Genomic DNA, 22,779 nt, shown 5'->3' with positions numbered 1-22,779 from the left:
TGAGTTTGCCCGCCTACCTACATCGCTCCGACTCCCACAAATCCAACTTCCGAAGTTCGTTTTAAAAAGTGGGAGTCTTTCGGGAACACTCGCCACAGCGGATTTTTTTGGTCGGGGTGGCGTATGGATGATGCCGGGCTTTAACGGGAAAGAGTTAGCGGACACCGATTTCGAAGGCCCGGCACTGTACATGGATGTGAGTGCCGGGGTTCTGGTTTCAGCCGGTTGCTCTTTGATCCTGTGTGGTGGTTTCGACATCGAATCAATGGTAGCCGCGCTCATGCACAGGAAGTGGTTTATTTTCGACATCGCTCACGCCCTAATCATTCTGGTTGGGGAGAGTGCCGGGTTGGTTGATGGCGCAGGAGCAGGCTTCATGATGGGGAACATGTCGAACAAAGGCCAGGTCGGCTTTTCATATCTTGACGATTGGCTCGGCGATTAAAGTTTGGCGTGCAGTTGCATTGCTTCGCATTTCGTGGTCCAAGGCGACAAACCCTGGACCACGGAGCGAGCCATGCGAACGACGATGGGAGTATGGATGAGCGTGCTGCTGCGCGCGGACTGCACGTCGAGGCGTTCGGGCTGTCGGAGAGGGTCTTGCCACGTCAGCGGCGCTTAGATTTGTTAGTTGTAGTTCGGTGAGTTGCATGGTCCGTTGCTCGCTAAAAGCTCCCTTTTTGCCGGGAAGTGGGAACAACTGGGGTCACGAGGGGGCGTTTACAACATGTCTGAAACGTCTAAATTTCAACGACTTAGTTGTCCGACTTCGAGGTAGGGAGGTGCTGCACCGCAACAGAAACTTGTCCACAATTTCTGTGGACAGTCGTGTTGAAAAGCCTCGCGTAGTCACGCTAAGTGATTGGTGAATAACGATTTGTCAGACCTGCGCGAATCCGCGCAACACAATCGCGCACACTAAATCGAAATGCCCGGTCCCCCATTGCTGCCCAACAGTTGCTCGACCGAATCCGCGTCCTTGTAATCCTGTTCCGGCAGGCCATCGAACAGCGTGATCACGTCGTTCGACACGCCCGCTTCGCGCGCCGCATCGACGATCGCGTCCTTGTTCGCGGGATATTTCACGAGGCGCAGCACCTGAGCGATCTCATCGTCGATCGGCTCGTCGTTCAAGGCGTGTTTTGCGTGCGTGTCGGTCATTGCGAGGTCCAGAAAGTGAAAGGAGGCCGCGTCAGGTCTGCACCTGGATCGGCTGGCTCGCCATGCCGTGGCTCGGCGTGCGCGACTTCGGCAGCGGCACGTGACGCCAGCGCGCATGATCGAGATCCTGCGCCGCGACTTCCGGCGCGGGCGGCGAGACAGGCGCGGCATTCACACGCAACGCGGCGCGCGTCGCGGCAGCGGTGGCCATGGCGTCATCCGTCGAACTCGTGTGCAGCGGCGCCGCATAGCACGAGACCGAAACCAGGGCCATCGACAACAACGTTGAGGTCTTCATCGGGCAACCCCTCCTCACGGAAGCAGCGAGAAGCACCAAGCAAAGCCTATGCCGATGCGTCGTCAAGCTGCTCGCCGTGCGCGCGTTTCCGTTCGGACGATGCGCACACGGGCGCGACGAGTGGGCGTCGCGCGGACGTATTTCGAGTGAAATATGAAGTTGATCCGACTCGCACGCGAGACGCGCGCACGCGTCGTTGCGCGCCGCGAAATTGCACGGCTGCGCAGTTTCAGCGCGAAGTCGGGTTCAAACGGAAGTATGCGTCCAGAAGCGAGGTTTTGTACACGACGCCGAGCAGGAGCGGCTGGGTCTTTTTCTCGATCACCGGCAACCGCTCGCCCTGAAACGCGAGGAAGTGTTGTAGCGCCTCGCCGAGCGACATGTCGGGCGTGAGCACGTCGAATTGCGGCTGGAGATAGTCCGCGGCGGTTTTGGTTTTGGTGTCGTGCTCGTCGAGCAAGTCGGACGTGATGTCCTTCAGTGCGACCACGCCGCGAAAGCGCTCGCCTTCATCGACTACGTAGAGATACTTCACAGGATATTCGAGGAACACGCGCGTCATGTCCTTGATATTCGCGGTGAGCGGCACGACGGTATCGGCGGGCTTGACCAGTTCGCGCATCTGCGTCGCGGCCAGCCGCAGACGCTCTTTCTCCTCACGATTGCGGCGCAGCGTGACCTCGTACATGGAGGTCTGCTCCGACGTGCGCGCGATGAAGTACGCGATCACGCACGAGAGCATCAGCGGCAGCATCACCTGATACGAGAGCGTCATCTCGAAAATCATCAGGATCGCCATGAGCGGCGCGTGCGTCGCGGCGGCGAGAAACGCCCCCATGCCGACCATCGCGTAGGCGAAGGGCGCGGACGTGTGATCCGGCCAGATCGCGTGCACGCCGATGCCGTACAGGCAGCCGAGTACCGCGCCGACGAAGAGCGTCGGCGTGAAAATACCGCCCACCGCGCCCGAGCCCGCCGTGGCTGCCGTCGCGATGAGCTTGAAGACCAGCACGGTCAGGAGCGCGCCCCAAGTCCACGGCTCGTGCAGCAGCGAGTTCACCACTTCGTAACCGTTGCCCCAAACTTCGGGCCACCAGATCGAGATCACGCCGACGATCAGCCCGCCCAGCGCGAGGCGCACGGGCAAGGGCAAGGGAAGCATCGAGAAGCGTTTTCTCGATGCCGCGAGCAACCTCAGGAAATGCGGCGCGAGCACGCCGCACAGCAGCCCGAGCACGACGAACAGCAGCACTTCGACGCCCGTGATGGCCGGAAAGACCGGCATCTCGTACGGCGGGTGATAGCCGGCGAATTCGCGCATCGTGATATTGGCGACGACCGACGACACGACGATCGGCCCGAAGCTTTCCATGGCCATCGAGCCGAGCACGAGTTCGGTGACGAAGAACGCGCCGGCGATCGGCGCGTTGTACGCCGACGTGATACCGGCCGCGGCGCCGCACGCGACGAGCAGCCGCAGGCGCGGCGGATCGAAATGCACCCAGCGGCCGATCAGCGATGAGACGAGCGCGGCGAGCTGGACCATCGAGCCTTCGCGGCCGATGGAGCCGCCGCTCGAAATCGTGATGAGCGAGGACAGGCTGCGCCACAGGCTCTGCCACACGGGCACCACGCCATCGCCGATGGTGACGGCTTCCATGTAGTCCGTGGTGGCGTTCTTGCTAGCGCGCTTGCGGGCGATCAGCAGGCAGAAGCCCGCGATGAGCCCGCCCGCCGCCGGCAGCACGATACGCACGGGCCACGGCAGGCTGCGGGCGAGCGCGACGAGACCTTCCGAATGATTGCCCAGAAGACGCTGCAGCAACTCGATGCCTTCGCGGAAGACCGACGTCGCGAAAGCCCCGGCCACGCCGACGACGACCGCCCAGACGAGCATCGTATGCGAGTCCGACAGACGGAAGAGCCGTTGGGCGCGTGTACGGAGCTTGAGCAGGAATGAGAGCACTTTTGCTAAATCGTGGAAAGCTTAGAAGGAAACGGAATAAGGGAGTCGCAAGGATAGCATTGCGCCGTCGCGCTGCGGCCCGCGTGCGGCGGGCGCAAAAAAGCCCGGCGCGCTCGGCCGGGCTGCGTTCGTTGCGTCGGACCTCACCACTTCGGCGCGAACGGCGGATTCGCGTGGCGTTTGCCTTCGTCGAGCGCATCGATTTTCGCGATGTCGTCGGCGTCCAGCCTGAGCTTTTGCGCGTCCCAGTTGGCCTGCTGATGCGCCGGATTCGTCGATGCCGACAGCACCACGATATCGCGCGACAGCAGCCACGCGAACGTGACCTGCGCGGGCGTCGCGCCGTGTTTGTCCGCAATGGCCTTGAGCGTCGCGTCCGTATGCGCGCGGCCTTCGCCGAGCGGCATGTACGCGGTCACCTTCACGCCGAGCTGCTGCGTCGCCTCGACGAGCTTGCGGTTCGCGAGAAACGGGCTCACTTCGAACTGGTTCGTGACGATGTCCTTGCCGCCCGGCGCCTTCAGCGCTTCTTCGAGCAGCGGCGCGGTGAAGTTCGACACGCCGAAATGACGGATCAACCCGAGCTTCTGCGCTTCCTGCATCGCCGCGAGCGTTTCGGCGATCGGCACCGCGCTGTCGGGCGACGGCCAGTGCACGAGCGCGAGATCGATCGTGCCGATATCGAGCTTCGCGTGACTGTCCTTCAGGCTTGCGACGAGCGCATCGCGCGAAAGCCGCTCCCACCAGACTTTCGTCGTGACCCAGATGTCGTCGCGCGGCACGTCCGACTCGCGCACGCCCTGGCCGACGGCGGCTTCGTTGTTGTAGTACTGCGCGGTGTCGATATGCCGATAGCCGATCTGCAACGCGCTTTTTACGGCGTTCGTGGTCTTCGCGGCGTCGACGCGAAACGTGCCGAGACCGAAGGAAGGAATCGTTTCTACCATGCTGGCTCCTGAGTTTGCGTGGGGGTTTCACGCGTCCTGATCGAGTTCGGGATAGTGCCTGAAAATGCCCGATTCGTTGAAGGGGATGCGCCGTTGCGAATCGACATACGCCGCGATATTCGGTCTTTGCAGCACCGCGTCGTGAATCGCCGCGACGCGCGGATACTGCGTGCCGAACTTTTTCATCGCGCGCGGGAAGGCGTAGTGCAGCCCATCGACGATCTGAAAGATCGAAAGATCCACGTAAGTCGTGATATCGCCGATCATCTGCGTGTCGCCGTGCGGATTCTGCTTCAGCACGCGCTCGAAATAGTTCATGAACTTGGGCACGCGCTTGTCGAGAAAACTCCGCGTGCGGATTTTCGCGGCGTCCTTCTGATCTTCGTAGTAGAGATCGGTGGCGAGCGGATGATGCGTGTCGTGCACTTCGGTCACGAAATCGGCGATCGTCAGTTGCACGCCGTGCGCGACGTAGCGCAGGCCTTCGTCCTTCGGCGCGAGTCCGAGCTTCGGCCCGAGATAGAGAAGGATATTGGCGACGTGCGCCACGATCAGCTCGCCGTCCTTCAGGAACGGCGGCGCGAACGGGATATGCGCCTCGGTCTTGCTGTTCAGGACTTTCATCATCGCGTTCGTGCCGTTCGATGCGCGCGCGACATCGATGTACTGCGCCCCGGCATCTTCCAGCGCGAGCCGCACGAATTCGCCGCGGCCCTGCAATCCGTCCCAGTAATGAAGTTCGTAAGCCATGAGAAAGGGCTCCTGGTTGGGGCATGCCGCGTTCGCGGCGACATGCGAGTGTGCGCTTTTTCGATGAAGCGGCGAGCAACACACGTTCCCGTCGCGCGATAACGCCATGAACGGGCGCAGATCGTGCAAAATCGATGTTTTGCGTTTTCGACGTAGCGGAGAAGGGATGGACAAGCAAGGCTTCACCACAGGCATCGTTCACGGCGACAGAATCGTCGGCGTCGAGCACGGCGGCGTGCGCCAGGCGATCCACACATCGGTCCAGTACGGATTCGAGCGCGTGGAGGATCTGATCGGCGTGTTCCAAGGCACGAAGAAGGGCGGCTTCAACTACGCGCGTCAGGGCACGCCCACTACGGCCGCGCTCGAACGCAAGATCACGAGTCTCGAAGAAGGCGTCGGGTCGATCTGCTTCAGCACCGGCATGGCGGGGCTGACTGCCGTGTTCCTCACGCTGCTGCGCGCGGGCGATCATCTCGTGTCGAGCCGCTACGTGTTCGGCAACACCAACAGCCTTTTCGGCACGCTGCGAACGCTCGGCATCGAAGTGACGATGGTCGATGCCACCTCCGCCGAAAACGTCGCGAACGCGATCAAGCCGAACACGCGCATGGTGTTCGTCGAAACCATCGCCAATCCGGGCACGCAGATTCCCGATCTGAAGGGCATCGGCGAGCTGTGCGGCGAGCGCGGGCTCGCGTATGTCGTCGACAACACGATCACGTCGCCTGCGCTGTTCAGGCCGAAAACGGTCGGCGCGAGTCTCGTCGTCAATTCGCTCACGAAGACCATCGCCGGGCATGGCGCGGCGCTCGGCGGCGCGGTGACGGACACGGGCCTGTTCGACTGGAGCGCGTATCCGAACATCGCCGATGAATACCGGCGCTCGCCGTCGAAGGAGCAAGGCCTTCTGCAGATTCGCAAGAAGGGCCTGCGCGACATGGGCGCGTCGCTGTCGTCGGAGCAGGCGCATTCGATCGCGATGGGCGCGGAAACGCTCGCGCTGCGCGTCGCGAAGTGCAGCGAGAACGCGCTCGCCCTCGCGCAGTTTCTGGAACGGCACGAGGCCATCGGGCGCGTGTTCTATCCGGGGCTGAAGAGTCATCCGCAGTATGAGATCGCGCAGACGCTGTTCAAGGGCGCGTCGTGGCTGCTGTCGTTCGAGTTGCGCAATGCCGAGCGCATGATCGAAGTGGTCAATGCGCTGCAATTGCCGGTCAAGGCGACCGGCCTCGGCGATACGCGCACGCTGATCATCCCCGTCGCGCCGACGATCTTCTTCGAGGCCGGCCCCGAAGTGCGCAAGTCGATGGGCATTTCGGACGGCATGTTGCGGCTGTCGGCGGGCATCGAGGATACCGACGATCTCATCGCTGATTTTGATCAGGCGTTGAAGCGCGCGGTGTGAGAGAAGCGCGTGCCGCATCCGGCACGCCAATATTTTTCTCGCAAATCAAGAACTTTCAGATCCATATAGCGAAGGCAATGCGCGGAATTAAAATGCAAGAAACCTTGCTAATTCATTAACCATTTAATTCGGATTTGGATTAGGGCCACAGAGCAAGCGGGTGCGGCATAGTCGCGGTGGTGAATTGGGGAGCGTTCAAGACAACGTTCACTATCGAGACTAAAGGGCATGAAACGAACAATAGTTGGAGCGCTTTGCGTCAAGTGCCTTGTGTTTATATCAGGACTACAGATGATGCTGACAGCACAACCTTGTTCGGCCGAAAGCCTATCCGAGGTTTTGCAGGAAGCTGCACAGCATGACGCCCGATTCGCGAGCGCCGAAGCGCAGTTTCGCGCGGCGATACAGAAAGAGCCGGAAGCAAGAGCGGCGTTATTACCTCATCTGGAACTGAGTCAGTCCGTCTTCCGCAACGGAATTTTTGTTCCGGGCAAGCCTGCCGAATCTTATTCGACACTGGGCACGAGCCTGTCGCTCAATCAAGCCGTTTTCAAGTGGGATGACTGGCAGTCTTATCAGGAAGGCAAGCTCGGTGCGATAGCCGCCGGCTTCGGGCTTGCGGCGGCACGGCAGGATCTGCTTCTGCGCGCCACCCAGGCCTATCTGGACGCGCTCGCCGCGCAAGACCAACGTGCCCTCGCGCATGAGCATGTCCGCACGCTCGACGAACAACTGGCCATCAGCCAGCGCGGTTTCAGTCTCGGCGCCGCCACGATCGTCGACCTGAACGAAGCGCAAGCCGGTGCGGACGCGGCGCGATCGGATCTCGTGCATGCGAACGCGGAGGTATTGAGGTGCTATGCGGCGATCGAGAAGATCGTGGCGCATCCGGTCACGAACGTCGATGCCCTTGTTCCAGACCTGAGCGCGCCCGCGATCGGGGCGGATAGCGCCGATCATTGGGCGGATACCGCAGCACGCGAGTCTTTCGACGTGAGGCAGCAGGAGATAGCGCTCGAAATCGCAAGGCGCGAGGTCAGCAAGGTGGACGCGGGCTACCTGCCGAGTGTATCGATCGTCGGCAACGTGAACCACGGGAATGCCGCTTTCATCAACGGCCAGACCAACTTCTACACGGGCGCCAACCGGGCAAGCTCGGGCGAAATCGGCATCCAGATAAGCATTCCATTATTCGATGGGCTACAGACGTCGAGCAGGAAAGCCGAAGCACTCGCATTGCAAGATAAGGCCCAGAGCGATCTCGAAGATGCGCGCCGTTCGGCTGCCCTCGACGCGCGCGAGTCGTATCTCGCGCTGCAGGAAAGCGTCGCGCAAATCGCCGCGCTGCGTACGGCCCAGCTGTCGGCGGAAACGTCGCTCAAATCGAATCAGAAAGGGTTCAAGGCGGGTGTGCGTATCAACGCTGATGTGCTCAGCGCGGCGGAGAAGCTCTTCACGACGCGGCGTGATCTGGCGAAGGCTCGATACGACGCCGTGATGCAGTTTCTGCGCTTGCGGGCGAGCGTCGCTCAACTGGACGAGACGACACTCGAAGGCCTCATCGGTGCTGCGGTGAACCATTCGGAAGCGCAACAGAAATGAACGGATCCATTTTGCACGCGATCAGGCGACATCTTGTGATCGCCGCGTCGTTCGGTGTCGCCAGCAATCTCCTTGTGCTCGCGCCCACGCTCTACATGTTGCAGGTCTACGATCGCGTGCTGCCCAGCCGGAGCATCGAAACACTCGTGATGCTGATCGTTTTCATGTGCATTGCGTTGGGCATGATGCTGTGCGTGGATGTCGTGCGCGCGCGTATTCTGAGCCATCTCGCGCGTCAGGTCGGCGACCGGCTCGATCGCCTTGCGCTAACCGCGCGGGTCGAGATGCAAGCGCGTCGCGCGTCCGCGCATGCGCTGGCCACCCCATCCGATATCGCGGCTGTCCGTTCCTTTCTGTCGGGCGCCGGAGTCATCGCCCTGATGGATCTGCCGTGGCTCGCGTTCTATCTCTTCGTCATGTTTCTGTTTCATTGGTCATTGGGTTTGCTCGCCATGTCGAGCACGGTGGTGCTGGTCGGGCTTGCGTTTGCCAACGACCGCATGACCGAGGCGAGCATTCGAAGCAACACTGCGCGGCAGAGGGAAACCGAGCAGCTCTACGCGCAGATCAACAGGAACGCCGAAATCGTGACCGTTCTCGGAATGAATAAGGCGATGATCGACGCATGGTCTGAGCGTCGACGCATCGACGTTGACGTTCAGACATCGGTTGCGGACACATCTGCGCTCAATCGAAATATTGGCAAGATCGCGCGGCAGGCGATTCAGGTTGTGATGATGGGAACGGGCGCGTGGCTCGTCATCAATCAATTCGCAACGGGCGGCGTCATGATGGCGACAACGCTGCTGCTCGGCAAAGCCCTTGCACCGATCGATCAGATCATCGGAAGCTGGAAACAGCTGACCGAAGTGCGGCAAGCATGGAGCCGGCTCAATGAGCTGTATCGTCAGCCACCCGTGCCTCAGGCGATTGCTTTGCCCCGTCCCGCGGGTCATTTGAGTAGCGATGTCACCAGTTTCAGCAGCCGGGAGATCGGCGATCCGCGCGGGCGCGCGTTGCTCGGAAACGTGCGGTTCACGCTCGCGGCGGGGCAACTTCTGGTGATCGTCGGCCCAAGCGCTTCGGGCAAGTCGACCTTGCTGCGCCTGCTTGCGGGCGTCTGGACGCCGCGGGAGGGCGCGATTCGACTGGATGGAGCGAACATCGCCCAGTGGCCGCGAGAGTCGCTCGGTCGATACCTTGGCTACGTGCCGCAGGACGTCGAGTTGTTTGGAGGAAGTGTAGCGGCCAATATCGCTCGCCATCCCGATGCGTCACGGCATGAATCGGCGGCCATCGTCCTCGCGGCGAAGCGGGCGGGCGTGCACGACATGATTCTCGCGTTGCCAGACGGATATCAGACGCAAATCGTTGATTCCGGGCTGGCCTTGTCGGGCGGGCAGCGACAAATGATCGCTTTCGCACGCGCGCTCTTTGGCGACCCGCGTCTCGTGCTTCTCGACGAGCCGAATTCGAACCTCGATGTCGAAGGTGAACGTCGACTCAATATGGCGTTACAGGCCTTGAAGCGCGACGGTGTGACGGTCGTGGTGGTGACGCATCGTCAAACCGTGCTTGCGCTTGCAGATCGCGTGATGGTGATGCGCGCAGGCGAGATCGATTGTTTCGGCACGCGCGAACACGTACAAGGATGGATGCAATCACGCATGAGGCCGGCCGCGTCAGCTTCGCGCGAGTCTCGGCAGGAGACGCCAGCGTCATGAAAAATCGTAATGTGATGAGGTTGTATCGGACGATGCGTCGCCTCGCCCGACAGAACGTGACGCGTTCGGACGATACGGTTCAAGGGCTCGGCTTGCCACACCGGGCGATTGCATTCGGGTCCCTCTCGGTCTTCGTGGGCGCGTGTGCGATGGGTGCATGGGCAGCGCTTGCGCCGCTGTCCGGAGCCGTCGTGGCCGAAGGGCTGGTCCGCGACGAAGGTGAGCGCAAGACCATTCAACATCAGGAAGGCGGCATCGTCCGGGCGATCCTCGTGAAAGATGGCGACCGCGTCAAGGCCGGTCAGACGCTCGCCATGCTCGATGATGTGCGCCCCAACGCGGAAATGACCGCCCTGCAGGCGCAACTGGACGATGAAGAAGCGAAGGCGGCGCGCCTAGCCGCGGAGCGAGACATGCAAAGCTCAATTGCATTTCCGCAGCGACTGCTTGCACGGCAGACCGATCCGGCCGTCGCTGCGCAGTTGCAGCGCGAGCGCACGCTGTTCGATTCGGAACGTCGCGCATTTGAAGATCAATTCGTGCTCCTGCAACAGCAACTCGCTCAAACACGGCAGGAAACAGATGCAGAACGTGCGCTCGTGAGCACCAGTGAACAGAGCCTCGGCATCGCGAAGCAGGAATTGCACGTCAACGAGCAATTGCGAAGCGAGGGCTATGTCACGGAGACGAAAATGATGGAGCTTCGTCGCGCCGCCGCTGACTATCAGTCACGTCAGCAGTCCGACACAGCTGAACTGATTCGATCGCGGCAGCGGCAAACGGATCTCACGCTCAAGATCGCTTCATTGCGCAACGACTACGTTCGATCGGCCGATACTCAGCTTAAAGAAAGCACGGAAAAGGCCGGACAGATCGAGGAGCAGTTGCGGCCCGCGCGGGACACGGATGCGCGAACCCGCATTGTCGCGCCGGTGGCCGGAGAGGTGGTCGGCCTCAGGGTGCACACGATCGGCGAAGCAATCGGTCCGCGTGACCCCATCCTCGACCTTGTGCCATCTGGAACGCCGCTGATCGTCGAGGCGAAGATCAAGCCCGATAACGTTCGCGAGATTGCGATCGGCAGCGCGGCCGATGTGCGGCTGACTGCGTACAACCCGCGAACGTCGCCGGTTCTTGAGGGCAAGGTCGCTTATCTTTCCGCAGATTCGTTGGCGGATCGTGACAATCATCAGCAGTTTTATGTGGCGCGCGTGGAGATTTCGGCGCAGGCGCTTGCACGGGCGAATCTGCTGGCGAAGGAACCGGTGGCGCTCGGGCCTGGGTTGCGGGCGGAGGTTTTCATCAAGACACGAACGAGGAGCGCGTTTGATTATTTGCTGGAACCTGTGAGGGATGGACTTCAGAGGTCGATGCGGGATTGAGTTGAACCTGCACGCGATCAGATTCAATTAGGGAGGTGAATGTACGTGCTGTTAATCAAGAAACGTCGTTGGTTGTATTGCTTCAGTTTAATCGTTGCTTTGTTCGGATGTGGGTCCACCGGAATAGCGAGCTCTGACAATCAGGACTTGGCGGCGGCGATCCGTGACATCGTTGATCACGGTCAGCTCGATGACTATAAGTACGTGGCCCAAAGGCTTGGAATCAATATCACGGCGGGGCCGTTGGAAACGCTTTCGGATCCGGAGACGCATTATTACCGGGGTAACGCCACGGAGTTTTTTACCGATAAGAGCGTAACAGAACGGTTTTCTGTGATGCCAAAAGATTTTCGTTACCGAATCTCCAGGGCGAGCGGAAGTAACAAGTTTCGAGGAATGCTGTCTCTAGACAATATGACCTCGAAGGGTTGCATAGATCAAACGAAGATGTTCAAAGTTTTCGGTTTTTCAACCCCTGTTCCAAATCCCCATGCAAAAATTAAAAGTTTTCGGTATTTTTTCAAACGAGGTCAGGACTATGAGTTAGATATCATCTATGAAACTGTAGATTCAAATTGCGCAGCAACATTTTATCTTTTTCAGAACCGAACAACCTGAGTGAATAATCATGGCGACTCAAACTATAACCGGAAATGAGAGTTTCTGGGGCAACGTCAAGCTGTCGGCTGACGCATTGATTTTAATAAACGAAAGTTCAACGTTGGTCTCTGAACTTCTTGCCTATCAGACCGCCATTTCAGACGGTAAGGCAAGCCCAATGAAGGTGGGTTCGGATGGTGGCATTTTATTCAATGGCGGCGCTATCATCTTTGCAAACAACTATCAAACTTGGTCGGATTCGGTTCTAGTAGGGACGCTTGCGCATGAGATTGGTCACTTCACCAATTTCAGTGCAGATCTCGCGTTCGAGAGCGAACAAGAGCTACCGGTCTCCGACCCAAATGCTTATAACATCGACGCTATGATCGGACTCCATCGAGAAGGTGAGGCGGTCTACAATAATTATATCGTCCAGCAGGAGATCATGAAGACCGATCCGAATGGGATGCAAATTTATCTTGCTGGGGCAAATAACCCCGATGGAAGCAGCGACGGACTTCAGGGCCTGTTGGATGCACAACATTCGCAAGACGTCGCCGACGGAGCGAAATCTGACGTCGATCGGAACCTGATGATCGAAGATGCAATGGGCATCTTCGCTACGTTAAAGGGTAGTGCAATCGATAAACCGTACTACGATGTATACGGTTCGTCGCGAGGAGCCACTGCACAGGCGCCAACACCGCCATCCAGTGTTAGCTTTTCCGACCCCAACGGTGATGGGCAATTCAGTTCGATGACCGAGAATTACGCGAACGGTTCGACCGATTCGCAATACTTTAACAACGGCACGATCAGTTCTTCCACGACGAGAGATCAGTTCGGGAACGTCATTTCTCAAACGAATTACTCTCATCAAGCGGATGGCAGCTACAACGCAGACATCTACGATGCTCAAGGGCGCTTGACCAGCGAAGATCAGTTCCACGCCGACGGTTCTGAAGTCGCCTACCAGATCAACGTCGATGGCTCACAGGCAGCCATCGCCTACGACACGTCGGGTAATGAAACCGAATACGCCACCTTTGGCACCGACGGCAAAAAGACTCTGGACGCGTTCTTCGACGCCGCCACCGGCCGCGAGACCCAGGAGAATCACTTCAACGCTGACGGCAGCCAGGTCGACTACATGCTGAATGCAGACGGTTCGCAGAATGCAACCGTCTACAATGCCGCCGGCCATGAAACCGAATATGGCGTCTTCGGTGTCGACGGCAAGAAGACGCTCGACGTATTCTTCGACCCCACTACCGGTCGCGAGACGCAGGAAAATCACTTCAACCCGGATGGCAGTCAGACCGACTATCTGCTCAATGCGGATGGTTCACAGAATGCAGTCGTCTATAACGCCGCCGGCCAGGAGACCGAACACGCGACATATGGCGTGGACGGCAAACTGACCCAGGACTTTTTCTACGACGCTGGCACGGGTCGCGAGATGCAGGAAAACGACATCAACGCGGACGGGAGCGAAGTCGATCACATCTTCAACGCCAATGGCACGCAGAATGCGATCCTCTATAGTTCGACAGGCCACGAGACCGAGTACGCGACATACGGCACGAATGGCAAGATGACGCAAGACGTCTTCTTCGATTCGAATACGGGTCGCGAAACCCAAGAGAACGACCTCAACGCCGACGGCAGTCAGATCGATCACATCTTCAACGCCAACGGCACGCAGAACGCGATCGTCTACAACACGGCTGGCCACGAGACCGAGTACGCGACCTACGGCACGAATGGCAAGATGACGCAGGACGTCTTCTTCGACGCGAACACGGGGCGCGAAACGCAAGAGAACGACCTCAATGCCGACGGTAGTCAGGTTGACTATGTTTTCAACACAAACGGGACGCAGAACGCGACCGTTTATGACGCGGCTGGCCACGAGACCGAATACGCCACGATCGGCACGAATGGCAAGATGACACAAGATGTCTTCTTTGATTCGAACACCGGCCGAGAGATACAAGAGAACGACCTCAACGCCGACGGTAGTCAGATCGATCACATCTTCAACGCCAACGGCACACAGAACGCGATCGTCTATAACGCAGGTGGCCACGAAACTGAATACGCTACGTTCGGTACGAATGGCAAGATGACGCAAGACGTGTTCTTCGATTCGAACACGGGCCGCGAAACGCAAGAAAACGATATCAACGCCGATGGCAGCCAGGTCAACCATATCCTGAACATCAATGGCACCCAGAACGCGATCGTCTACAACAGCGCCGGCCACGAGACGGAACAGGCGTCGTTCGATACCAGTGGAAAACTGACTCAGGACATCATCTTCGACGGAGGCACCGGGCGTGAGTTGCAGGAAACGGACTACAACAGTTCGGGCGGCGGCGTCGCGCATGTATTCAATCCGGATGGCACTCAGAACGCGGCTATCTTCGATCCATCCGGTCACGTGTCCGAATATGCAACCTACGGCACGAACGGTCAGATCACGAGCGACGCCTTCTATGACGCATCGGGCCGCGAGACTCAATTAAGCGAATATTCGGGCACGCAGACCATTGTCAGAACCTTCGGTGCGGACAATTCACAGACCGCTACTGTCTACAATTCATTCGGGAACGAAATCGAGTTCGCAAAGTTCAACTCGGGTGGTCAGAAAACGGACGATTACTTTTTTGACCACACGACAGGGCGGGAGACGGAGTACGACCAGTACGGCAACGACGGCAGCATGATTGCCCACCTGTTCAATAGCGACAACTCGCAAGATGCCATCATCTTCAACGGCAACGGTCAGGAGACCGAGTACGACGCCTTCAACAGCAGTGGCCAGCTCACGGGCTTCACTCAGTTCACGTATGGGGCGGGCGGCGGCTATGACGCCACTACATATGGACCGACGGGCTACGAGACTGGTTGGGTTGACTACGGCAACAACGGGATGGTCGTGTCCTCGGGAGGCAATGCTTACAACTTCTCTCTCAGCGACGGCTATGGCAGCGGCGAAGACGACTGGGACTGGGGATGGTTCGACAACGATTTCGGTTACGGCGGAGACTTCGGATTCTCATGGTGACGTGACGCTTCGGTCCGACATGTCAGCGCTGATTCGCTAACCGGGCAATACATATGCCGCATTGCGGCATATGTATTAAGGTATCCGTAATAACGGTGTGATCTATCACGAAGCGCGCGCGTAGTAAATATTCTGCGGATGCCGCGCTTCGGCGAAGAAAAACCATCGCTCGGCGACGAGTCCCAGATACTGCGTGACCGACGCGAGGCAGAACAGCGCGACGGACTGCGTGCTGATGCCGAGCAGCATCAGCACGAACGGCACGCCGAACGCGCCGACCAGAAACGTCCACTTGATGCGCGCGATCGCTTCGGGCGACCGTCCATGAAAGAACTCGCGCAGATTGAACGCGCCCGCCGTGAAGCCGCGCGATTTCTGCACGACGTTCGGCCCCTTGATGCCCGTCGCGCTCTGCACGGTCGACTTCGGCCGCAGACGCGCGTTGCGCTTCAACGCAGCGACGCGCGTCGCGCAGCCCGCGAGCGTCAACGTACATGCGCAAGCCGCAAGACCCGCTGCGAGCGACGGTGCGAGCCACGCGGCGCATGCCGTCGCGAGCGTGAATCCTGACGCGCAGCCGAGCAGCACGAAGTTGACCATCGTGAGCGGCGTCGCCCATTCCTGCAGGAAGCGCAGGCACGCGTAGATCATCGCCGTGCAGACGAACAGCGCCGCCGACGCAAACACGCCGATCACGCCGATCGCAAGCGACCACGGCGCGCCCAGCCAGTGCGCGATGCCATACAGCGCGCTGCATCCGAGGAAGGCGGGCAGACACAGACATTCGCGCGACAGCCACGACGTGCGCCACATCGCGATGGCACGCCACGCGCGCTCGGGATGCCCGAGGTGAAAGAACGAAGCGATCAGCCCAAGCACGCCGAGCACGACCGACAAGGCCGCGCCGACGACGAAGAACAGCTGCGCGGGCGCTCCGGTCAAACCGAGCTTCGCGAACACTTCGACGCCGACGAGCGCGATCAGCAAGCCTTGCGCGGCGCCGCTCAATGTCGTGAGGAACACGACGGAAAACGCGGGTTTCATGTTTGAGCTCCGATGAAAGATCAGACGCGCACGGCCATCGACGCGAGGTTCAGATCGCCGTGCGCTTCGAGGGCTTCGGTGCTTTCCTGGCTTTGGCAACCGCACGAGCCGCCGCTGCTGCACGAGTTCACCGGGCGCCGTGGCAAATAGTGATTCGCGGGCTTCGTGTCCCATTCGGGCATCAACTGATAGCCGCCGCGTTCCTCGATCGCTTTCGACACGACCGATTCGGGATCGTGGATATCGCCGAACAGCCGCGCCGATGTGGGACACGCGAGCACGCACGCCGGTTTGCGATCGCGTTCGGGCAACGCCTCGTTGTAGATGCGATCCGCGCACAGCGTGCACTTCGTCATCTCCTTGCGCTCTTCGTCGAGTTCGCGCGCGCCGTAGGGACACGCCCACGCGCAGTACTTGCAGCCGATGCACTTGTCGAAGTCCACCAGCACGAGTCCGTCTTCCTTGCGCTTGTAGCTCGCGCCGGTCGGACAGACGGGCACGCACGGCGGGTCCTCGCAGTGCAGGCACGACTTGGGGAAATGGATCGTGTCGGCGAGCGGAAACTCGCCCGCTTCATACGTCTGCACGCGATTGAAGAACGTGCCGGAGGGATCGGCGTCGTAAGGGCGCTGATCGGCGAGACTGCCCGCTTCACCGGACGTGTTCCACTCCTTGCAACTCGTCACGCACGCGTGGCATCCGACGCACACGTTCAAATCGATCACCAGGGCCATTTGAGTCATGATGGTCTCCTTTCAGTTCTGGTTGGTCGTGTTTCGCTTGAGGACGTTGCGCAAGCGCGCCGCGAACTCGCCGCGTCCGGCGAAATAGGTCTGCACGACGCGTTGAACCGAACCGGTCATGCCGGGCGCTGCCTGCATCGGTGCGAATTGCGGCAGCGTGTGGCGCGCATCGGCCTCGGCGGGATAGACGCGCACGCGCACGTCGTACCACGCCGCCTGGCCCGTGATCGGGTCCGAGTTGGAGAAGCGCATGCCTTCGCGCCCGGACGCCGGAAGCTCGTCCGTGATGAGGTGATTGAGCAGGAAGCCGCGTTGCGATTCGTTGGCGTCGGGGCCGAGGCTCCACGCGCCCGACGCCTTGCCGATCGCGTTCCACGTCCACACCGTGCCCGGCTCGACCGCTTCGCTATAGCGCGCCATGCAGCGCACCTTGCCCCATTGCGATTCGACGTAGATCCAGCCGCCATCCTCGATGCCGTTCGCCTTCGCCATGCGCGGATTCATGAACAGCATGTTCTCGCCGTGGATCTGCCGCAGCCACGCGTTCTGCGAATCCCACGAGTGATACATCGCCATCGGGCGCTGCGTGACGGCCGCGAGCGGGTATCGATCGAGATTCGTCGTCTCGAGTTCGAGCGGCGCGTACCAGAACGGCAGCGGATCGAAATACTGCTCGATGCGCGCGCGCAGACGATCGGGCGGCTGCCTGCCTTGCGTGCGTCCCTGCGCGGCGAGGCGGAACTTCTGCATCACGTCGGAGTAGAGCTGGATCAGGATCGGCTCGCCGAACTTGCGAAACCCCTTGTCGACGGCGAATTGCAGATACGGCCCGTTGCAGTTGCGCATGTATTGCAGCGACTCGGGCAGCGTGTAGTGATAGACGCAATCGTGCTTCGCGTACTCTTCCCACTGGTTCGGATTCGGCTCGCCGACGAGCGCATCCTTGCCGTCCTTGCCGCGCCAGCCCATCAGAAAGCCGACGCCCGATCCCGGCGCGGTCTGATGATTGACGATGAAGTCCGGATAGTCGCGATACTTGCGCGTGCCTTCGGGCGTCGTGAAGGCGGGCAGCTTGAGCCGGCCGCCGAGTTCGACCAGCACTTCCTGAAACGGCCGGCATTCGCCGGTGCGCGGCACGACCGGCACGCGCACCGAATCGACGGGACCGTCGAACTCGGAGATCGGACGGTCGAGCATCGACATCGCATCATGGCGTTCGAGGTAGGTCGTGTCGGGCAGGATGAGATCGGCGAACGCGGTCATCTCCGACTGGAACGCATCGCACACGACGATGAACGGAATCCTGTACTCGCCGTTGTCGTTCTTGTCGGCGAGCATCTTGCGCACTTCCATCGTGTTCATCGACGAGTTCCAGGCCATGTTGGCCATGAAGATCATCAACGTGTCGATGGGATAAGGATCGCCGCGCCACGCGTTCGTGATGACGCTGTGCATCACGCCGTGCACCGCGAGCGGATATTCCCACGAGAACGCCTTGTCGATGCGAACGGGCGTGCCGTCGTCGTGAATGAACAGGTCCTCGGGCGCGGCGGGCCAGCCGAGCGGGCCGCTCGCGAGCGGCGTATTCGGTTTGACCTGATCGGGATGATTCGGCGGTTTCGCCGATGGCGGCACGGCGCGCGGAAACGGCGACTTGTGACGGAAGCCGCCCGGGCGGTCGATCGTGCCGAGCAGCGACATCAGCACCGCGAGCGCGCGGATCGACTGGAAGCCGTTCGAGTGCGCGGCGAGCCCGCGCATCGCGTGGAAGGCGATGGGATTGCCGGTCACGGTGTCGTGCTTTCTGCCCCAGCAGTCGGTCCATTCGATCGGCAGCGTGATCTTGTGATCGCGGCCCACCTGGATCATCTCGGCGGCGAGACGTCTGATCGTCGCGGCGGGAATGCCGGTGATGTCGGCGGCCCATTCGGGCGTGCACGATGCCACTTGCTCGCGCAGCAGCGCGAAGGACGGCGTGACCGGCGTGCCGTCGTCGAGCGTGTAGCGGCCGTCGAGCGCAGGCTCGGCGTCATCGGCATGATGCGGGACCGCGCGATTCGTCTTCGCGTCCCACCACAGATGATTTTGCGGAAAGAGCGCGTTGGACTCGGGCGCGTCGCCGTTCTTCACGAAAAGCCCGAACGTGTCGCTCGTTTCGTTCATGTCGAGCAATTCGGCGGCGTTCGTGTAGCGCGTGACGAACTCGTGATCCCAGGCATCGGCGGCGATCAATTCGTGGATGAGCGCCATGAACAGCGCGCCATCGGTGCCGGGGCGAATCGGCACCCATTCATCGGCGATGGCCGCATAGCCGGTGCGTACCGGATTGATCGCGATGAAACGGCCACCCGCGCGCTTGAACTTCGAAATGGCGATCTTGAGCGGATTCGAATGGTGATCTTCCGCCGTGCCGATCATGAAGAAGAGCTTCGCGCGATCGAGATCGGGGCCGCCGAATTCCCAGAACGACCCGCCGATCGTATAGATCATGCCGGCCGCCATGTTGGCCGAGCAGAAGCCGCCGTGCGCCGCGTAGTTGGGCGTGCCGAAATTTTTCGCGAAGAGGCCGGTGAGCGCCTGCATCTGGTCGCGGCCTGTGAACAGCGCGAATTTCTTCGGATCGGTGGCGCGCAGATGTGCGAGACGCTTTTCGAGCGTGTCGAGCGCGACCTCCCAGGAGACGGGCTCGAACTGCGCTTCGCCGCGTAGTGCGTCGGGTTTTCGCATCAGCGGCTGCGTGAGACGCGCGGGCGAGTACTGCTTCATGATGCCCGAGGCGCCTTTCGCGCAGATCACGCCTTGATTGAGCGGATGGTTCGGATTGCCGTCGATGTAGCGGACTTCGCCGTCGCGCAGATGCACGCGGATGCCGCAGCGGCACGCGCACATGTAGCACGTCGTGGTCTTGACATCGAGCTTCTCGTTCTGGGTGCGAGCGCCGTGTTCCATGAGTGCTCCTTCAAAAACGATTTCGCGCGAGAGGGGACGTCTCGCGCGATTGCTGCTTCAAGGCATCGATCAGCCGAACAACTTTTCGACGCCCAGTGTGATCGCGAGGCCGCCGCCGATCAGCCACACATACAGGATCGCGCCAGTGGCGAGAGCACGCGGGCCGGCTTCACGAATCTGCGCGATGCGCGTTTCCATGCCGAGCGCGGTCATGGCCATCGTGAGGGCGAAGGTGTCGAGCATGTTGATGGTGCTCGTCGCGGTATCGGGCAGCACGTGCAGCGAGTTCACGATGACGAGCGCGAGAAAGCCGAGCGCGAACCAGGGCACCGCGATCTTGCCTTTGCCTTGCGACGAATCGCCGGCACGCGAACGGTTGATCCAGAAGCCGATCACGAGCAGCACCGGAACCAGCAGCATCACGCGCGTCATCTTGACGATGGTCGCAATGTGCGTCGCCTCGGGGCTTACGTTGCTCGCCGCGCCGACGACCTGCGCAACTTCGTGGATGGTGCCGCCGAAGAACAGGCCGGCGCCGAGCGTATCGAGATGCAGCCAGCCGGCGTTGAGCGCGAGCGGGTAGAGGAACATCGAGAGCGTGCCGAACAGCACGACGCTGCCGACGGCCATCGCGCTCTTGTGCGGCTTCGATTGCAGGGTCGATTCGAACGCGAGCACCGCGGCCGCGCCGCAGATCGCGCTGCCGGCCGCCGTGAGGAGCGCCGTGTCGCGATCGAGCTTCATCAGCTTCATGCCGGCCCACGTGCCGATCACGAGCGTGCTGACAACGACCAGCACCGACACCGTGAAGCCCGACACGCCGACCTGCGCAATTTCCTGCAGACTCACGCGCAGCCCGAAGAACGCGACCGCGATGCGCAGGAGCTTGCGCGCGGAGAAGTTGACGCCGGCGGCCCAGCTATCGGGCATGCCGTGGCGCAGCGCGTTGCCATAGATCGCACCCGCGACGATGCCGACGATCAGCGGGCTGATCCCGAGCCCGGCGATGGCGGGCAGGGAGGCGAGCCGCGTGACCGCTGCCGCGAACAACGCAACGAAAAGAATCCCGTTGAGCTGTCCGCGTGTGGAGGACGCGGCTGGTGCGAGAGGGCGGGCGGATTGAAGCGTGGACATGAGGGAACCCGTTGGTAAGTTGGATACGTCGATGGGCTAATCCTATTCTCGATATATGAATATGAAAAATCGTGATTTAGAATGACATATATCGGTTTAGGTGATATTTAAGATACATGACCCCGGAACAACTGATAACTTTCGCAACGGTCGCGGAGCATGGCAATATCAGCCGCGCTGCGGTGGCACTGCATCTGTCGCAGCCGGCCGTGTCGGGCCAGCTGCGGCTGCTGCAGGATGAGTTCGGCGAGCCGCTATACCAGCGCGACGGTCGCGGCGTGCGTCTGACCGCCGCCGGTGAACAGTTGCTCGGCCATGCGGAGCGCCTGCGCGAAACTTTCCGCGCGGCGCATGCGCTGCGCGACGCGCTGCGCGGGCTGGAGCGCGGCACGCTGCGCATCGGCGCGAGCACGACGCCCGCGAGCTATCTGCTGCCGTATCTGATCGCGGCGTTTCACAAGCGCTTTCCGGAGGTCGTGGTGACGACTATCGACGGAAATACGGCTGACATCGTCGCGGCGCTCGGCTCGCTGGATATCGCGCTGGTCGAAGGCTCGCCCGGAAGCGATCTGCCGCTCGGCACGACGGTCACGTCATGGCGCGAGGACGAGATCGTCGCGATCCTGCCGAACGGCCACCCGCTCGCGGGCGGCGGCGATTCGGTCACGCTCGAGGCGCTGGGCAAGCATCCCCTCGTGCTGCGCGAGCCGGGCTCGGGCGTGCGGCAGGTCATCGAGCGCGCGTTCGCAGAGAGCGACGCGCCCATGCGCGTCGCGATCGAAATCGCGGGCGTGGAGGGCGTGAAGGAAGCGGTGCGCGCGGGCATGGGCATCGGCTTCGTCTCGGCGATGTCGATCCGGCATGAGGACAGCGCGCTGCAGCGCATGCGTATCGCGCCGCAGCCCCTCACGCGACGGTTCTCGATCCTGCTGCCGCACGCGGCGACGCCTTCGCGCGTGGCGGCGCGTTTCCTGGAGTTGTGCGAGGAGCCGGGTCTGCTCGGCTAGGGAATTCCACTATGGCGCGTCGATGGCGGTCTGACGCACCATTCGTTCTCAACAGGGGCGCTGCGGCGTCCTTTTTGAAAAACGTTTATGGAACCGGTTCCAAAGCCGTTTTTGGGGCCGAAACCGCTACCCGATGCAAGCACACTCAATGTCCGATATCGATCAGAAGCGCACCGAAGTCGTGATCGTCGCAAGCGCCTTCGGCGCGGACGCGATCCGGCGCGATGGCCACGCCATATGGGCTGCCGCTGCGGCGCGCGCGGGCGCGGATGGCTTCGAGGTGCGTCGCGAACTGTTCGCAAGCGATGCCGATGCGGAGGCCGAAGCGCTCGCGCAACTTGGCGAGCGAATCCGCGCGCAGGGCTTGTGGGCCGTGTACTCGACGCCCGCCACGCTGTTCCGCGACGACGGCGCGCTCGATGCCGACGCGCTTGCCCTCGCCATCGACGAAGCCGCGGCGCTCGGCGCGCGCATCGTGAAGTTGCAACTGGGTGGCACCGAAAGCGGCGTCGCGACCGATCCGGCCACGCTCGATCGCCTGATGACGGCAATCGTTGCGTCGAAAGCGCGCGTCGTCGTGGAAAACGGGCAACTGAAGGCGGGCGGCACTATCGGCGCGTTCGACGCGCTCTTCGCCGCGCTGCCGGCCGGGAGCGGCCTCGCGATGACGTTCGACACCGGCAACTGGCACTGGGCCGAACAGGACCCGCTCGACGCCGCCACGCGCCTAGCACCGCATGTCGCCTATGTGCATTGCAAGGCGGTGATGGGCGAGGGCGCGCGCCGCTTCGCCGCCGCGCCTGCGAACGGCGACGCGCGTTTCGCGACGCTCCTCGCGCACTTGCCGGGCGACGTGCCGCGCGGCATCGAATATCCGTTCATTCCCGCCGCCGATGTCTCGCTCGACGCCGCACGCCAGGTCGCGCGCATCTCGGCATTTTGAGCGGCATTTTGAATTAAGCATTTTGCATTCAGCATTCATCTGCAAAGGACC

Annotated in this window: 18 protein-coding genes; 9 read left to right on the top strand and 9 right to left on the bottom strand. The window is 61.1% G+C overall.

Annotated features, from left to right (window positions below; genetic code table 11):
* The first annotated feature begins 127 nt into the window (after positions 1–127).
* Entirely contained in the window at positions 128–445 is a 318-nt protein-coding gene (locus NK8_RS07815) for a hypothetical protein (RefSeq protein WP_213225967.1), read from the top strand.
* 473 nt (positions 446–918) lie between these two features.
* Here the strand turns inward: NK8_RS07815 and NK8_RS07810 are convergent, their stop codons facing one another.
* From NK8_RS07810 to NK8_RS07790, 5 genes are all read right to left on the bottom strand, one after another.
* Positions 919–1,161, bottom strand: coding sequence for a DUF2795 domain-containing protein (locus NK8_RS07810; protein WP_162065720.1), 243 nt, complete (start codon positions 1,159–1,161; stop codon positions 919–921).
* 31 nt (positions 1,162–1,192) lie between these two features.
* The gene (locus tag NK8_RS07805) at positions 1,193–1,459 is read right to left on the bottom strand and encodes a hypothetical protein (RefSeq protein WP_213225966.1); all 267 of its coding nucleotides are present in this window, start codon (positions 1,457–1,459) and stop codon (positions 1,193–1,195) included.
* Between the two features lie 229 nt (positions 1,460–1,688).
* Positions 1,689–3,425, bottom strand: coding sequence for a ClcB-like voltage-gated chloride channel protein (locus NK8_RS07800; protein ID WP_213225964.1), 1,737 nt, complete (start codon positions 3,423–3,425; stop codon positions 1,689–1,691).
* Between the two features lie 143 nt (positions 3,426–3,568).
* A complete protein-coding gene (locus tag NK8_RS07795) occupies positions 3,569–4,372 on the bottom strand; it encodes an aldo/keto reductase (RefSeq protein ID WP_213225962.1) in 804 nt (267 codons plus the stop codon).
* A gap of 27 nt (positions 4,373–4,399) precedes the next feature.
* On the bottom strand, positions 4,400–5,122 hold the full coding sequence (locus NK8_RS07790; RefSeq protein ID WP_213225961.1) for a glutathione S-transferase: 723 nt from the start codon (positions 5,120–5,122) through the stop codon (positions 4,400–4,402).
* Positions 5,123–5,288: 166 nt separating this feature from the next.
* On the opposite strand from NK8_RS07790, the gene NK8_RS07785 reads away from it, so the two are divergent.
* The 6 genes from NK8_RS07785 (at position 5,289) to NK8_RS07760 (ending at position 14,908) form a co-directional block, all read left to right on the top strand.
* Entirely contained in the window at positions 5,289–6,530 is a 1,242-nt protein-coding gene (locus NK8_RS07785) for a cystathionine gamma-synthase family protein (RefSeq protein ID WP_213225960.1), read from the top strand.
* A gap of 291 nt (positions 6,531–6,821) precedes the next feature.
* Complete coding sequence (locus NK8_RS07780) at positions 6,822–8,132, top strand: TolC family outer membrane protein (protein WP_213225959.1); 1,311 nt, start codon at positions 6,822–6,824, stop codon at positions 8,130–8,132.
* Complete coding sequence (locus NK8_RS07775; RefSeq protein WP_213225958.1) at positions 8,129–9,856, top strand: type I secretion system permease/ATPase; 1,728 nt, start codon at positions 8,129–8,131, stop codon at positions 9,854–9,856. The genes NK8_RS07780 and NK8_RS07775 overlap by 4 nt, the downstream gene beginning before the upstream one ends.
* Positions 9,853–11,238, top strand: coding sequence for an HlyD family type I secretion periplasmic adaptor subunit (locus NK8_RS07770; RefSeq protein ID WP_225936143.1), 1,386 nt, complete (start codon positions 9,853–9,855; stop codon positions 11,236–11,238). Before NK8_RS07775 ends, NK8_RS07770 begins: the two co-directional genes overlap by 4 nt.
* 45 nt (positions 11,239–11,283) lie before the next feature.
* The gene (locus NK8_RS07765; RefSeq protein ID WP_213225957.1) at positions 11,284–11,856 is read left to right on the top strand and encodes a hypothetical protein; all 573 of its coding nucleotides are present in this window, start codon (positions 11,284–11,286) and stop codon (positions 11,854–11,856) included.
* 10 nt (positions 11,857–11,866) lie between these two features.
* A complete protein-coding gene (locus tag NK8_RS07760; RefSeq protein ID WP_213225956.1) occupies positions 11,867–14,908 on the top strand; it encodes a hypothetical protein in 3,042 nt (1,013 codons plus the stop codon).
* Positions 14,909–15,013: 105 nt separating this feature from the next.
* Here the strand turns inward: NK8_RS07760 and NK8_RS07755 are convergent, their stop codons facing one another.
* The 4 genes from NK8_RS07755 to NK8_RS07740 form a co-directional block, all read right to left on the bottom strand.
* The gene (locus tag NK8_RS07755; RefSeq protein ID WP_213225955.1) at positions 15,014–15,952 is read right to left on the bottom strand and encodes a DmsC/YnfH family molybdoenzyme membrane anchor subunit; all 939 of its coding nucleotides are present in this window, start codon (positions 15,950–15,952) and stop codon (positions 15,014–15,016) included.
* Between the two features lie 20 nt (positions 15,953–15,972).
* Positions 15,973–16,695, bottom strand: coding sequence for a 4Fe-4S dicluster domain-containing protein (locus NK8_RS07750; RefSeq protein ID WP_213225954.1), 723 nt, complete (start codon positions 16,693–16,695; stop codon positions 15,973–15,975).
* Between the two features lie 12 nt (positions 16,696–16,707).
* Positions 16,708–19,644: a molybdopterin oxidoreductase family protein gene (locus NK8_RS07745; protein WP_213225953.1), complete on the bottom strand. Its 2,937-nt coding sequence runs from the start codon at positions 19,642–19,644 to the stop codon at positions 16,708–16,710.
* Between the two features lie 69 nt (positions 19,645–19,713).
* Entirely contained in the window at positions 19,714–20,778 is a 1,065-nt protein-coding gene (locus tag NK8_RS07740) for a YeiH family protein (RefSeq protein WP_162065712.1), read from the bottom strand.
* Positions 20,779–20,894: 116 nt separating this feature from the next.
* On the opposite strand from NK8_RS07740, the gene NK8_RS07735 reads away from it, so the two are divergent.
* Together NK8_RS07735 and NK8_RS07730 are read left to right on the top strand one after the other, a co-directional pair.
* Positions 20,895–21,785 carry a LysR family transcriptional regulator gene (locus NK8_RS07735; RefSeq protein WP_162065711.1) on the top strand — a complete coding sequence of 297 codons (891 nt, stop codon included), beginning with the start codon at positions 20,895–20,897 and terminating at the stop codon, positions 21,783–21,785.
* A 148-nt stretch (positions 21,786–21,933) separates the two neighbouring features.
* On the top strand, positions 21,934–22,728 hold the full coding sequence (locus tag NK8_RS07730; protein WP_225936142.1) for a sugar phosphate isomerase/epimerase: 795 nt from the start codon (positions 21,934–21,936) through the stop codon (positions 22,726–22,728).
* The last annotated feature ends 51 nt before the right edge of the window (positions 22,729–22,779 follow it).

Source organism: Caballeronia sp. NK8, assembly GCF_018408855.1.
In the GTDB taxonomy this organism is placed as follows: domain Bacteria; phylum Pseudomonadota; class Gammaproteobacteria; order Burkholderiales; family Burkholderiaceae; genus Caballeronia.
Note: the sequence above shows the minus strand (reverse complement) of the source record. Positions and strands in the feature narration are given on the sequence as shown.